Below are 15715 nucleotides of genomic sequence, written 5' to 3'. Positions count from 1 at the left end.
GGGAGGTATTCAGCAATATATTCAAACTTTCCCACAACGTTTTTCGGTGTCCTTAAACGGTTCTGGTGCCCGTGCATGGTTTGGGGATATACACAGAAGTTATATCGGTTTGAGCAACCTCAATCAGCAAAATATTGTATGGACGGATAGAGGGATACTGCAAAAAAGTAATCTTTTGATTCCAGAGGTTGACTTGTCAGTAATTATATTTCCCTGTTTATTGCTTTGGACATTTTCATCAAGGTAAATAAAGAAACTCTATTTTTTCTGAGGTCTATCCAGTACAATAGTGGACTTGCTGAACATCATTTTGTTTTCCAAGCTCACTTCCTATCATCTTTCCATATTTACCGATTCCATCCTTTCCACTATTTAAATTATTGCATACAATTATAAAATTCATCTGAGTCCTCACGACTAGCTGAACAGGTATTTTTTTAGCCTCCCAAACGCCTTAAAGCTTCTTCTTAAATCACTGGGATCTGTCAAACCAACTTTAATTCTATGTAAAATATACCATGGCCTTAAGTAATATTTTCTTCTGGCATAGTCACAAAATTCAACCATTTCATCAGAGGATAGTCCCGGCAACTCCAATACGCAGTTATGTGTCCCGTCGGCCCTGCTATAATGCTCATAATCGCTTTTAATGTAGCCGTTCTGCTGGGCCCATTTATAGGCTTCTGTACCGGGATAGGGGATTAACGGAAAGAATTGGGCTGTATCAGTTTTTAACCTCATGGCAAGTTCAAGCGTATTGTGCATTGTTTCTCTTGTTTCACCAGCATTTCCAACCATATAACATGCATGAATTAAAAGCCCAGCTTTTTTTGCATTTTTTACATATTGTTCAATTTGTTTAATCGTTGTCCCTTTTTTTATATTATTCAGAATCTGCTGGTTTCCGCTTTCAATCCCAGGAATAATAAGGCGGCATCCAGCCTTTTTCATGATTTTCATCGTTTCTAAATCTAAATTCACCCGCGCGTTGCACAGCCATTTCAATCGTTTCGGCAGCCCTTTTGCGATTAAAAGCTGGCAGATATCCAAAACACGCTGCTTATTGGCGGTGAAGGTATCATCCTCGATGATTACTTCCTTTACCGAAGGAAAATGTTCAGCGATATATTCAAACTCGCTGACTACATTTTGGGGGGATCTGAGTCTGTATTTATGTCCATGCATGGTCTGAGGATAAACACAGAAGGTACATTTACTTGGACACCCCCGACCGGTAAAAATCTGTATGGCTGGATAGTGCGCGGCAGCAAAGAAATAGTCCATCTCTGACAAGTGTTTCTTTATAAATTGAGATGCAAAAGGAATATCATCTAAATCAGATATGTATTCTGCATCGGCATTGTGGAGGATAGCTCCTTCCTGCCTGAATGTAAGGCCGGGAACAGTATATAATGAAGTACTATCCTGTAAAGCCCTGGCCAGAATGGAGACAGTATAATCATATTCTTTGCGTGCGATGCCATCAATAAGCGTTCCATAATTTAATGTTTCCTCTACCGTGGAGGAAGGATGGGTGCCTACCAACAGGATAAATGCTTCAGGATACTGCTTTTTCAGAGATTCTCCAAAACGAATATCATTAGAAATAGACGGGGTACTAGTATCCAATACAAAAAGGCGGGAATCCGAAGCGTTATCTGAAATCAATTTCAGACTTTGCTCTTCGTTAAATTGTTTAGCAGGCGCATCCAAAAAATATATATCAAATCCCTTTTTTTCAGCATATGCAGCCGCATATATGAGCCACAATGGATAATATAAAGCCCCACTTCTGGTTATTGCAGGACTTCGGGACTCTCTTGAAAATTTCCCCAGGTCTGCTTTGAAAGGCGGATTAATAAAACATATTTTCATTTAAAGTCTCCTTTTGATTTTTTTCTTTTTTGTAAAACATATACAAACCATTTAAGATAAAGAACCATACTATAAAATAAAGAAAAATGTTCAACGGTTCTATACATAACCCACATGCGTTCCAAACGGCTTTTTAGATTATGGGACAGTGAAGAAGGGACCTGGCGGTATGAAGCGAGGACCTGGTTAATTCCATAGGCGCATTCGATGCCCTTTAGCAAATTAACCCATGTAGATGTATCTTCTGCTCCATTAAGCAGGGGCATAGAAGGTTTTTCTATTATGCTTAAATCTAAACAGACAGTACAAGTCCATATAGCGGTTTGGTATAACACCTTTTGATAGGATATCGTCTCAGGGACTGGAACAGTCTGTTGAAGATATGTTCCATCCTCATTGATTAGACGATAGCTGGTGAAACTAAATGGACAGTTATGGAGTTCCATAAAAGACAATTGCACTTCTATTTTATTTGCATCCCATAAGTCATCGCTATCAAGGAACATCAGATACCGACCATTTGCAGCGGCTATGCCAGTATTTCTGGCAGATGCAACACCTTTATTTTCTTTAAAAGTAATTACCCTTATTCGGGAATCCATGTACTCATATTTAGCCAAGGTATTAGAACTTGCATCTGTGGAGCCATCATTAACTGCAATTAATTCCCAGTTTTGATAGGTCTGTGCCACAATACTATCTATTGCTTCAGCCAGATGTCGTTCAGAATTATATACAGGCATGATGATTGAAACAAGTAAGGGACCTTCCATATTAGCGTAATCCTTTCAAAATAATTCTTTACTATATGCAGGAAACTTTTCTGGTGCATTTTATGGATGCCTTTCAACTTTATTACTGTCTACGGCAACAAAAGAATCTTTTGTTGCATTAACAGCAGAATTCATATCAGCAAATCCCTCTGTACTTTCCCTTAAAAAAAGAATTTTTATAGTTTTAAAAATAATTTCCAAATCCAGCAGTAAAGAATAGTTCTGTATATACATCAAATCCAGCTTCAATTTATCATATGCGCTGGTATTATATTTGCCATGTACCTGAGCATATCCTGTCAATCCGCCCTTTACCTTCAATCGATACTCAAATTCCGGTATTTCCTTTGTATATTTTTCAACATGCTCAATCCGTTCCGGACGTGGGCCGACAATACTCATATCCCCTTTGAGAATATTAAACAATTGAGGCAGTTCGTCAATCCGCAACTTACGTATAAAATTTCCAATGGGGGTTATCCTGGAATCATGATTGGTGGCAGGGATAGATTTCCCCTCTTTTTCTGCATCTACCACCATACTCCTGAATTTATATATATTAAATATCCTGCCATCCTTCGTGCACCGAGCCTGATGAAATAGAACCGGACCTCCATCATTAAGTTTTATGAAAAATGCCGTAATTAAAAATACAGGCGACAACACAATAAGCGTCAGCACCGAAAGCACGATATCCATAGCACGTTTTATTATACGCTGTTCAAAACTGAGTCCTGTATTTCTAGACAGCAAAAGTGGCGTATCAAACAGGTGCAGACTTTCCGAACTTTTGATTAGAATGTCAGAAATTTTAGGTGTTATGTAAACTCGAATGGATTTTCCATAGCAGTATTTCAGTATCATATTTCGCAGTTGGGAAGGAACATCACAGATTATTACCCCATCATATAGCTCTATTTTTTCTCTCAAAGTTTCCAACCCCAAGGATATATGGGCTAATTCCCCAATAATAAATCGGTCCATCCGGGTATTTAACTTTCCCATCAGACTTTTAACCGGCCGATCCCCATATATGAGAACTACTCTTCTAGGAGGATAAAGGACCCGGTAAATCCGGTTAAAACTAAAACTCCATAAGAGAATAATAATAAATTCGATTCCAGTTACCGCTACCAATGGCATCAGAAGCTGAAAATGTTTTGTCAATAGCGTAATTTGAAGATATATCATGATATTGGCACAAACACTAGACAGCATCTGGGAATAAATAATATTGGCAGTCTGAAAATAGCCAATTTTGAATCCACCATACACCATATTAAAAACAAAAAGCAAAATTCCATAAACAGCAATCATCAGCCAATTTCCAGTGCGGTTATATGGTGTGTCCATCATTTTATTATAATAATTGAGCCAGATATAGCCATAGAATCCTATTTCTAAAGACAGGAGTACCATACTGTATATGAAGCGTATGAGCCGCTTGTATTGTTCCGGATTTTTCATTAGTAGACATCTCCCATATATTTATCAATACTTTTTATACATACTTGGGGGCATGGCTTCGCCATTCCGCAGAATATAAAAACACTGTAGCTATTATAACAATCTGACCTCCACCAGCCAGAACGTGGCATTGCGACGATTCGAGCGGGACGGATTATTTGGGGATATTACTTCCGATAATGCCTCTTATACCAAGCAAAAAGGCATTTCAAATCAATTACTTCCTATAATGTCCCTTATACCAAGTAAAAAATCCAATTTCTACCTTACTTCACACCAGCCAGCAATACCACCTCAGCCAGCCAACTAATATAATAACACTTGTTCCAAAAAAAGCAATAACAATATGTGGAAGAAAGGGAAGAAAGCAGCACTTTCTCTTCTTTTCCCATATATTCAGCCCTTTTAGCTTCTGTATAGTATAACATCAACCACCGTTTAACGCAACTCTTGTGACACTCTTAAATGCGAAAAAAACATTTAAATCTTTTTTAATAATTCATTATTGAAGCCCCATTTTAAACTTTTTATCGCAATTTACTCTAATAGTCTGATTGTACGGTTCCTATAAGGGACATTGTACGAAGTTTAATCTTAAACCTGAATATTCCACTATGTAAATCCAGCAGGAGTATTTCCAATGAAAAATTATGAACAATACAAAAGAATCCTACGGTTCCTGACATCTATTGCCATCTTAACCGTAGAAATCGGTATTTATTGGTTTGCCTGGAATCAATATTTCTCACAGGCTGCAGGAACGCCTTTCTTTCGTAAAGGTGATTGGCTCATGGCTATGGTATACGGACTGCTTTTACTATTTTTTTCAAAAATGTATGGCGGTCTGAAAGTTGGTTATCTGGAACGCGGAAATGTGCTTTATTCACAAATGCTTTCCATTATCCTGACCAATATGATTACATATCTGCAGATTGCCTTAATAGCCAAGCATTTCCTTAATATAATGCCATTCCTGCTGATGTTCATATTGCAGGCTGTTGCCATATGCATCTGGACATTCCTGGCAAACTTTTTATTCCAGAAATTATTTCCTCCCCGGCAGATGCTTTTAGTTTATGGCAACCGTCCCTCTTTAACCCTTATGGATAAAATGAATTGCCGCAGTGACCGTTATCAGATTAAAAACATTGTCCATATAGATGCAGGCTTGGAACAAATCAAGCAGATGATTCCTTCATATGACGCAGTCGTTATCTGTGATGTTCCATCTTCCATCAGAAACCTAATATTGAAATATTGCTATGGGAAAGGCATACGTGTGTATATGACTCCAAAGATTTCCGACATTCTTGTCCGAAGCGCCGAAGACATGACTTTATTTGATACACCTTTAATTATGGCGCGTAATGGACAGATGTCAATTGAACAGGCTTTTTTCAAACGGATACTTGATATCATCATTGCCGGAACTGCCTGTGTCATTACCTTCCCACTTATGGCAATAACTGCCGCCGCCATCAAACTACAGGACGGAGGGCCTGTTATTTACCGTCAAAGACGTCTGACCCTTAACGGTCATGTGTTTTATGTATACAAATTCCGCAGCATGACAATGGATGCTGAAAAAGATGGCGTTGCCCGGTTAGCATGTATTGATGATAACCGCATTACCCCCATTGGCGCCATTATCCGGAAAATACGTTTTGATGAACTCCCACAGCTTTTCAATATCCTAAATGGCGATATGAGCATAGTTGGTCCGCGCCCAGAACGGCCGGAAATTGCAGAACAGTACGAAAAAGAAATGCCGGAGTTCCATTACCGTTTGCGCGTAAAAGCTGGATTGACCGGATATGCGCAGATTTTTGGAAAATACAATACAACTCCTTATGACAAGCTGAAGCTGGATTTACATTACATACAAAATTACTCATTCATGCTGGATATCAAGCTAATTATCCAGACAGTAAAGATTCTGTTCATGAAAGACAGCACCGAAGGAGTTGCAAAGAATCAGACAACAGCAGCCCGGAGTAATCCCGGAGTAAAAGAAAGGGAGTAATTCATGTATCCTGATTACTCAGTTTTAATGTCAGTATACCAGCAGGATAATCCTTGTTTTTTCAGGATGGCTATCGAGAGCATGCTCAATCAGACGGTTCCAGCCAATGACTTTGTATTGGTATGCGATGGTCCCCTTACTCCTGAATTAAATGCAGTAATCGATGAGATAAGCCTTCAGAGTAAAAGCCTGTTTCAGATTCTCCGTTTGGAAACAAATATGGGGCTTGGCAATGCTTTAAATACCGGTCTTACTGCTTGCAGGAATGACCTGGTGGCAAGAATGGACAGCGATGATATCTCCCTGCCTTACCGATGTGAATTACAGCTAAAAGCATTTCAGGATAACCCTGAGTTAGCTTTATGCAGCGGTATGATTGCTGAATTCGAAACCACGCCCAGTCAGATAAAAAGTGTAAGACATGTTCCTCTTACACACAAAGAAATCATAAAATTCTCAAAAAAGCGGAACCCCATGAACCATATGGCTGTCATGTATCGGAAAAATGCAGTATTGAGCGCTGGAAGTTACATAGAAGTCAGTCTGGCAGAAGATTACTATCTTTGGGTGCGGATGTTCCAGAAAGGATACTATGCCATTAATATAAACCAGACGCTTGTGAACGCCCGTGTCGGAAATGGCATGTATACACGCAGGGGCGGATGGGCATATGCAAAAAAAATATGTAGTTTTCAATATAAAATTTGGAAGCTGGGATTCATCTCTTTTGGCAGGCTTGTGGCAAACTGCGTCATCCGCGGATGCGTCATTATGGCTCCAGGGCCTGTGAGAAGATATATATACGTAAAGCGGCTGCATCAAATATAACAGGCAGAAAGGTATGACATGTTTTTATCCATAATCACTCCCTTTTACAATTGCTTTGGCATAATAAAAAAATGTATCTCGTCTTTGGAGCAGCAGAGCTGCAGGGATTTTGAATTAATCCTTATTGATGACGCCTCAACCGATATATCTACAGAGCAATTAGATCAATTAGTCCAATCTGCAGATATATCCATTCACTTATTGCATAATGACAAAAACCATGGTCCCGGTTATTCCCGTAATCGTGGTATCCATATCGCCCAGGGAGATTATTTGCTTTTTTTAGACAGTGATGATTGGCTGCATGATAATGCCATTCATATACTTAAACAACTTATATCAAAACATGAATATGACTGTATCATATTCGATTATTTTATTGTAAGCAGCGGTCAGACGTTGCGTTCCACAGTAGAAAGACGGAAGCAGGGAGAACTAAAATGGGATGATGCGCTTCTATATTCATCCGGCAGTGTATGCTGCAAACTATATCGGTCATCCATAATCATAGAAAATAATATAACATTCCCTGATATTTACATCAAAGAAGATATGGTATTTAACAAACTGGCCTTATCCTGCTGCAAAAACATCTTTTATCTGGAGGAAGGTCTTTACTACTACAATATACATCCCAACTCCCTCATGCACTCAGAAAAAGCCTATGACGTACGCAATGATATTATTGCATTTCAGGTCCTGGTAGAAAACCTATCTCAGTATCCAGATATCCTGACTGCTCTCATGCTCCGCGAATTATTGTATGCAGGCACCCTCCATATGTTATGCTCCAGGAGTTGTAAAAAAGACGTATCGGCTTTTGTCTCTGAGATAAAGAATAGGTATCCTGGTTGTCTAACCCATCCATATATTACAGAGTTGCCCTTTCGTATGAGGCTCTTCCTATTCGGCATCAAGCATAGGCTTTGGAAATTACTATACATTATGGCATATTTAAAAATAAAATGTCGCCGCTAATACATATACATTACGTTACAAATCATTAAAGGTTAAGGTGATACATGGCTGTACATATTGGTTTATTAATATATATATGCGTATTAGGATATATTTTTTTTAAAAACGGTGTATCAAAATCTGGAAACAGATATTTTGTCATAGTCTCGTTTATTGCCATATTCCTCATCCAATCAATGCGGGGGCTGGATGTAGGAGCTGATACACCAGCCTACATACGTGGTTATCTTAATATCAACTCCCTGACATCCAGCTGGGAATCGCAAAATTGGGAAAAGGGATATGTTCTCTTAAACAAGATAATCGGAACAATAACAGGTAATAATCCATACTGGCTGCTCACTATCATTAGTGCTGTGATTTTGATAGGAATAGGCTATTTTATTATAGAAAACACCGCTCCCAACCAATCAGCCTTCTGGCCTGTTTTCTTCTTTGTCACACTTAACCACTATTTAACCTCAATGGTAAGTTTACGGCAATACTGTGCCCTGGCAATAGGAATTAACATTTATACTGTATTGAATAAAAGCACAGGAATGAAATCCTATGTGAAATCCATCCTGCTATTTGGAGCCGCAATGTCTTTCCATACATCCTCCATTGCATGCCTGGTTATAATATCGTCCTTTGCAATTAAACAGATAAATCAAAGAACTGTATTAATCTGCATTATTGCCTGCCTTATTATTTATTTGAATTTTGATTCATTGCTCTATATTGCTTTTAAGCTATTCCCACGTTACTATGCCTATTCAGAAATGGGACACACAAAGTTTTCAGGCGTTGCTTTCAGTAATACATACACTGTCTTTTTAGCGGCAAAACTAGGCTTTACCATTCTGGTTTTTATGCTAAATCCGATTTTGGACACAAACAAGGAGCTTTACAGACTTCTGCTATTTGCGGTGATTGGGGCAGGTATCAGTGTAATGACCACCAAGGTTGCACTTATATGGCGTTTCGGTTATTACTTTGACATTTTTCTCATCTTACTGATTCCTAAAGTAATCTATCGTATAAAGGCAATGAAAGCAAGCATGTTTTTTATCTGCTTCCTGGCAGGATGGTCTTATTACCTATATTTATTGTTTGTTAACACCGCCTATTGTGTACCATATCACACTTTCTGGAAACAGCTTTAATCAACCAGTCTGGTAAAGGTAAATTATGAAACGAAATAATGTCATAAAAAATACAGCCATGCTTTACGGAATGAATATCGCAAAGCTTGTTTTTCCATTACTCACATTGCCCTACTTGACAAGGGTGTTATCCGTACAATCATATGCCGCAGTAGCCTATACAAAGTCTGTTATGTCCTATATGCAGATTCTGGTCGATTTCGGTTTTCTTCTTTCAGGAACAAAGGATGTTGTCCAGGCATGCCAAAATAACCAATCCTTAGGCAAGGTGACTTTTGAAATATTACTGGCAAGAATCGTGTTATCTATAGCTGCGTTCTGCGCACTGCTGGTCATGATTTTTTTCATACCTATTTTGAATACTAATAAGCTTTTCAGCATTTTATCATTCATCCCGGTTTTCCTCTCTGTCTTTTTATTTGATTATTTATTCCGTGGCATAGAAAAAATGCATGTAATTGCTGTCCGATTTATGGTTATGCGGGGTATTTCCACACTTTTTACTTTTATTTCCATCAAAGATGACAGCGATATATTAATCATTCCATTGCTGGATATAGCCGGTTCTCTGGCCGCTATTATATTTATATTGAGGGAACTAAAGCTGCTGGGACTTACAGTTCAGGACATAAAGCTTATATCTGCTTTCAAAAAGCTTAAAACGTCAGCCGTTTATTTTATTTCAAATATGGCAACAACAGCTTTTGGCGCCCTAAATACAATTCTAATAGGAATTCTCCTGCAAGGTGAAAAGATTGCATATTGGAGCGTAAGCATGCAATTAATTGGAGCAGTCCAGGCCCTATATACACCTATAGCGGATGGTGTATATCCAGAAATGATTAAAAGCAAGAGTGCTCGGTTAATAAAAAAAATCCTATTATTTTTTATGCCCATTGTGTTAGCCGGAAGTGTATTTTCATTTTTGTTTGCGGATCCTATCCTCGCTTTGGCAGCAGGTAAACAATATGTGGCTGCCTCAACTGTATTCCGTTACCTGATTCCGGTCCTTATATTCAGTTTTCCTGCCATGCTGTTAGGATGGCCAACCCTGGGGGCTATCAATAAGGAACAGCAGGTTACTAAAACTACTGTCTGGACCGCTGTTTTTCAAATAGCCGGGTTAGCTATATTAGCCGTAACCGGACATTTCAACCTGATTTCAATTGCTGTCCTACGCTGTCTGACGGAACTTCTGCTATTAGGAACACGGGCTTTTAACTGCTTGAAATTTAAAGCCCAATTTAATCGCTGAACTGAGAGAGAGGTAAAATGATTCATAATGACTGAAAATGAACTCCAGAAATTACATACATTAACTTTAAAAATCGCAAAAGAAATTAAACGCATTTGTGAGAACGAACATATTACTTATAGCCTTAGCGGGGGTACACTTTTAGGGGCTGTCCGCCACAAGGGCTTTATCCCTTGGGATGATGATATGGATATTGATATGACACGTGAAAATTATGATAAATTCATTGCTGCCTGCAAAACAGGTTTAAATCCCGAATTCCGTTTACAAACCTGGATTACGGATTCAAATTATCATAATGGATTTGCAAAAATTCTTTTAAAAGGAACATGTGCTATAGAAAAAAGAGGCAAAACAACGCTTTGTGATAAAGGGATATTTGTGGACATTTTCCCTTGGGACAATATCCCTGATAACCCCCTGCTTAGAAAGAAGCATGACTTAGCAATCATGATTTACAAAAATCTTCTAATTGCTAAGCATGATGCAAAGATTCCCGAAAACAGCACTATTTTTAAAAAAGGACTCTTCGTCATGCTTCGATTCATAACCAGATTCATGACACATGCATTTTTAGTTTCAAATTGCGAAAAGGAACTCAGGAAATATCCTCCTGGAAATATGGTTACATGTGCTGTAGGCGTATTAGGATATAAAAAAAACTCGGTCCTAAGAAGCTGGCATACCCATTATACCACCCTGCGCTTTGAAGATACGGAATTTTCCGTAATAGAAAATTATCACAGCTTACTAAAAAAGTCCTATGGTGACTATATGACACTTCCCCCTGTCAGCCAGAGGAAAACACATGAATATATAAAATTAGATTTTGGAGATTATTAATAACAATATTTTTCCTAAGAAAGGTAAAAAACGATATGACTAAAACCGAATTTGATATTTTAACAAAAATCAAAGAAAACAAACAATATGAAGCAGATTACATGGCCCGCATTCTTTACAAGCCGTTAGAGGCCATTGAAAGTGCCTATTCAGAGTTAACAAGACAGGGATATATATTGAATGGCTCATTAACTCAAGCAGGCGAATCCCTGCTTAATACACATCGCATCGATAATGCTGTCATCCTATCAGCCGGAATGTCCACCCGCTTTGTTCCTTTAAATTTTGAAAAGCCTAAAGGACTGCTTACGGTAAAAGGAGAACCTCTAATCGAACGCCAGATTTGCCAGCTGCGTGAAAAGGGCATTGAAGAAATAGTAATCGTGGTTGGATATATGAAAGAGCAATTTGAATATCTTGTTGGGAAATATGGTGTAATATTAGTTGAAACAGACGAATATGAGACAAAAAATAATCATGCAAGCATCTGGGCGGCAAGGCAATATTTAAAAAATACAATCATCACATCATCTGACTTATATTTTGATGAAAATATATTCGAAACATACGCTTATGATTCCTTCTATTGCACAGTATATGTTTCAGGCAAAACAGCGGAAAGAGGCGTTGAAACAGATAATGAAGACAGAATCCTCACAACAATGTATGGCGATAAATGCTATGACACATGGGTGACTTTAGGATATGCATTCTTTTCTTCTGGTTTTTCTTCCAATATGATTAATATATTGGATAAAATATATGACCTGCCAGAGACTGCTAATAAATTCTGGGCAGATATACAGGATGATTATTTAAATGAACTTTATATGTATGCAAAAAGATGTGATGCAGAAATAATACATGAATTTGATTCTCTTGAAGAACTACGGGCATTTGATGAAAAGTATCTGCATAATACAGGCTCACAAATCATGCACACACTTTGTTATATGCTGGCAGCTAAGGAAAACAACATCATTGGAATTGAATCATTAAAGAAAGTAAAGCCATCCATGTTTAAATTCCGCTGCAAAGGGGATACCTATATATGCGATGTCAAGCCAGATGAGCAGGAAAAATTAACGTATCAGGGCAGGGTATATTATCAATGTCGGGATTCCTCAGAAGGGACGCTTAAATTATTTAAAATGGATAAAAACATACGGATAGGCGGTGTATACTATATGGATACAGAAAACGAACTAAATCAACTATATGAATATTCAAAAGATTTTGAAACTTACCATAAACGTGCGCTCCCCTTGTGCGCAGCTGAAAATATAGTCTCTCCCTTTGCAAATCTTCCTTTGGCTTTAGGATTTCAGGAAAGATACATAATGAACAATACCTATTCCTTTAACATGGATGATAACTTTATTGGATGTGAGAAGCTATTTCCATTTTATCAGAAAATCTCTGATGTCTGCAGCAGGATTTTTGGCGCCAAATATACGGACCCCCGTCCATTTACCGGTATGCATTGTATTGATATGATTACAAAGACAGTTTGTAAACCTGGCAGCAAAATGCTGATATTGAGCAAAGACCATGGCGGTCATGCTTCGGTTAAGCCCGTGGTAGAACGGCTTGGAATAGAGACAATGGACGCACCATACGATATTGAGGAAAATGATCTGGATTACAATACTGTCAACAAAATTATCAATGAGCAGGCGATTGATTATATCCTGCTGGCACCGTCAGATTTGATTAAACCATTGGATGTGGAACGCATTGATACAACAAACTGTGTACTTTTATGGGATTGCAGTCAGGTTATGGGATTAATTGCAGCAGGTCTCTGCCCAAATCCCCTGAAAACAATGAAAAACATCATAATGTTCGGAGGAACCCATAAAACCTTTCCAGGCCCCGCATCTGGTCTGATCATGACCAACGATAAATATCTGCACGATATGATGGAAACGGAAATCAATCCCAAATATCTGCGCCACTCACAAATGCATCAAAAGATATCCTTACTTTTTGCATTGATTGAATTCGAAAAATATGGATCAGGGTATATGAGTCATATGGTTCACTGCGCCAACTATCTTGGCGCCAAGCTTCGGGATAGGGGCTATGACGTAGCCGATGTCCATGGACAGATTTCAGCTACCCATCAGATATTCATCAGATGCAGCAAAGAAGAAATGGAAACAATATACGATAATGCCTATAAATGCGAAGTAACACTAAACAAAAAACATAAACAGTTATTTTATGGATATGGTATCCGGCTTGGTACTCAGGAAATTGCCCGATATGACTGGAATGATGCTGCTCTGGATACTATTACCGAAATACTTGTCCAACTCTCAAACAAAGATATTGATATAGATGCTGTGAGAAAGTTAATAGATTCTCTCCCACCCAAGAAAATCCATTATGCGTTTTCAGAGGATGTTATTAGCCGTTTTAATGAATTAAATATGATTTAAAATAAAGTTCATGATTTAATATAACATTGCCCAGAAGATACTATTTCCATCTCCTGGGCAATACCTAATTTTGTAAATACCTATTCTCAGCAGTATTTAAAGGGCCACGGTTCTGTAGATTTGCCGGCATTGTCAAGCCATCTATGACTTTTTCAAGCTTCTAGCCCTCTGTCAGCTTCTTCCCTCCCGTCACTTGCGCCCGAAACCCCTACCATGAGCAAGGTCATCATAATCGGAGCAACAATTGGTACGCTTATATTAACCGCAGCCTGTGCCCCATAACAAACAAGCGCAAATGCCAGGGCCATCATAACCGGCCTTTTTTTCGATGCACGAATCATTTCCACAATCGAAGTAAAAAGTAAAGTTAAATAGGCCGCAAGCCCAACAATCCCTATTGTGATAAGATACTGAAGGTATTCATTATGTGCGCTGTCAAATTTTTCATTATATCTGCTAATCATCTCTTCATAAAAATTATGGACTGTTATAATGCCAAATGTATCCGGTCCATAACCAAATATCTTATGGATAAAGGGGAATTTGGCATAACTCTCCATTCCAATTCTCCAGATATACCACCTATGTGTTCCCCAGTCATCATTAATAACAAGATATTTCTTTAGGGCTCCGTATTTATCTGCATTCCCCGCTATATTAGCATCATAAAGGATATAACATCCTGCCATAACAATAATAATTAATAGCCCCAGCCAAATCCATCTGCCCAAATTATTATCTCTCTTCATTATACTATCTTTCGAAATACAGGCGTCCAGAACATAAAGAACTATACAGATACCCCATAGCATTACCACAAAATGTGCCAATTTATCATATCCCACTATCACATTAAACAATCCGTTGATTTTCAACACATGTTCTGGATACTTCTGGCTAATCATATCTATAAATTGAAATTCGGTAAAAAGAATGGCAACCAATACCATATATCTTTTCAGCCCCTTTAGATTATTAAAAAGATATAAGGGAAGCAAACCAAACAGTGCAAGCAACGCTAAGTAAGCATTATCACTAATACCAGTAATCAATGCAAATATTGATATAATAACCGTAAATAAATACCAAGCCCTCCTAATTTTATTCTTTTCAATAGCAAAAAGAACAGTGCCCATCCCAGAAATAAGCGCCACATATGAAGTATACGTATTTATATTTCCAATTGTGGATGTGAACGATGGGAAATCACTTGCCGTAAGTCCCTTCTTAAAACCAATCGGATCATATTTAAAAAACTGCATAATACCAATTATGCAGGCAATCATTCCTGCAAACAAAAACACATCCAGAAACCACTGTTTGAATTTAAGGCAATGTCCAATGATAAAAAAGCTCACCCCATACAGTAATATCAGAAACATCCCCATGAATCTCCCTTCATTTCCCCAAAAGGATTCATAGAAATAATCTGATTGAAACGTTGATATGGCAACAGCTATTAAAAAAGCAATCATTGCCCAGTCTGATTTCCTAAAGGATTTAAAGCTAAACTGTCTCCTTAAACTCTTGATGGTTGCCCAGTCATACCTTGATTTATCTAAAAATAAAAAAACAATTGAAGCCACTAACATCACAACTGCCATGGAAATTATAGTTCCATAATAAAAAATATATTTTACTGTTAATATATCAAAATAATAATTCCTGAAAAATAGGGGAAATACAGCAATTATGATTAATGTAAAAACACTGGAAATTATTTGATTTACTTTTTTCCATGGTTCCAGTAATGTTTCCTGTTTTACCACAATCTTCTCTTCTGCTTCTAGCATCATTATTTATCCACTCACCTCTTCTTATTTGCAAAACCTTTTGTACAGTATATCATTTTACCCATTATTTCGCAACTTTATGAATGCATAAACATATTGCATTTTTATGATTTTACCTTTAATATTTAGATTAACCCATATCTCCTTTTTCTAGTTTATCTCTTCTTTCTTACCATTTTTTTCCTTCTTTGATTTCCTCTCTTTATCATCTCACGATAATTTTCCTTATCCGAAGTATAATCAACTCGTAATGCAATTAGGAATTTCAAAAAGTATTTCAAAAAGAAAAAG

General features: G+C 37.7%; 12 protein-coding genes. 7 read left to right on the top strand and 5 right to left on the bottom strand.

From position 1 onward, the window contains the following. Positions 1-274: 274 nt before the first annotated feature. Genes LK536_RS48770 through LK536_RS48755 form a run of 4 tightly spaced genes read right to left on the bottom strand, consistent with a single transcriptional unit; the run spans position 275 to position 4115 of the window. Positions 275-403, bottom strand: a complete 129-nt coding sequence (locus tag LK536_RS48770) for a hypothetical protein (protein ID WP_268886868.1) — start codon at positions 401-403, stop codon at positions 275-277. 14 nt (positions 404-417) lie between these two features. Continuing rightward, entirely contained in the window at positions 418-1875 is a 1458-nt protein-coding gene (locus tag LK536_RS48765; RefSeq protein ID WP_120058041.1) for a B12-binding domain-containing radical SAM protein, read from the bottom strand. Further along, a complete protein-coding gene (locus tag LK536_RS48760; RefSeq protein WP_120058042.1) occupies positions 1872-2648 on the bottom strand; it encodes a glycosyltransferase family 2 protein in 777 nt (258 codons plus the stop codon). Before LK536_RS48760 ends, LK536_RS48765 begins: the two co-directional genes overlap by 4 nt. 60 nt (positions 2649-2708) lie before the next feature. Then, positions 2709-4115, bottom strand: a complete 1407-nt coding sequence (locus LK536_RS48755) for a sugar transferase (protein ID WP_120058043.1) — start codon at positions 4113-4115, stop codon at positions 2709-2711. A 640-nt stretch (positions 4116-4755) separates the two neighbouring features. Between LK536_RS48755 and LK536_RS48750 the strand changes: the two genes are divergently transcribed. The 7 genes from LK536_RS48750 to LK536_RS48720 are packed head-to-tail and all read left to right on the top strand — an operon-like array spanning position 4756 to position 13631. Next, a complete protein-coding gene (locus LK536_RS48750) occupies positions 4756-6138 on the top strand; it encodes a sugar transferase (protein ID WP_227796473.1) in 1383 nt (460 codons plus the stop codon). Positions 6139-6141: 3 nt separating this feature from the next. Beyond that, positions 6142-6966: a glycosyltransferase gene (locus tag LK536_RS48745; protein WP_227796472.1), complete on the top strand. Its 825-nt coding sequence runs from the start codon at positions 6142-6144 to the stop codon at positions 6964-6966. 18 nt (positions 6967-6984) lie between these two features. Next, the gene (locus tag LK536_RS48740; protein WP_227796471.1) at positions 6985-7944 is read left to right on the top strand and encodes a glycosyltransferase family 2 protein; all 960 of its coding nucleotides are present in this window, start codon (positions 6985-6987) and stop codon (positions 7942-7944) included. 44 nt (positions 7945-7988) lie between these two features. After that, positions 7989-9089, top strand: a complete 1101-nt coding sequence (locus LK536_RS48735) for an EpsG family protein (RefSeq protein WP_227796470.1) — start codon at positions 7989-7991, stop codon at positions 9087-9089. A gap of 25 nt (positions 9090-9114) precedes the next feature. Then, positions 9115-10344: an oligosaccharide flippase family protein gene (locus LK536_RS48730; RefSeq protein ID WP_227796469.1), complete on the top strand. Its 1230-nt coding sequence runs from the start codon at positions 9115-9117 to the stop codon at positions 10342-10344. A gap of 27 nt (positions 10345-10371) precedes the next feature. Next, entirely contained in the window at positions 10372-11187 is an 816-nt protein-coding gene (locus tag LK536_RS48725; protein ID WP_227796468.1) for a LicD family protein, read from the top strand. Between the two features lie 35 nt (positions 11188-11222). Further along, complete coding sequence (locus tag LK536_RS48720) at positions 11223-13631, top strand: NTP transferase domain-containing protein (RefSeq protein WP_227796467.1); 2409 nt, start codon at positions 11223-11225, stop codon at positions 13629-13631. A gap of 152 nt (positions 13632-13783) precedes the next feature. Here the strand turns inward: LK536_RS48720 and LK536_RS48715 are convergent, their stop codons facing one another. Then, the gene (locus LK536_RS48715; RefSeq protein WP_227796466.1) at positions 13784-15427 is read right to left on the bottom strand and encodes an O-antigen ligase family protein; all 1644 of its coding nucleotides are present in this window, start codon (positions 15425-15427) and stop codon (positions 13784-13786) included. Positions 15428-15715: the final 288 nt, after the last annotated feature.

Origin of the sequence: Clostridium pacaense, assembly GCF_020709765.2 — a bacterium.
GTDB lineage: Bacteria > Bacillota > Clostridia > Lachnospirales > Lachnospiraceae > Enterocloster > Enterocloster hominis.
Note: the sequence above shows the minus strand (reverse complement) of the source record. Positions and strands in the feature narration are given on the sequence as shown.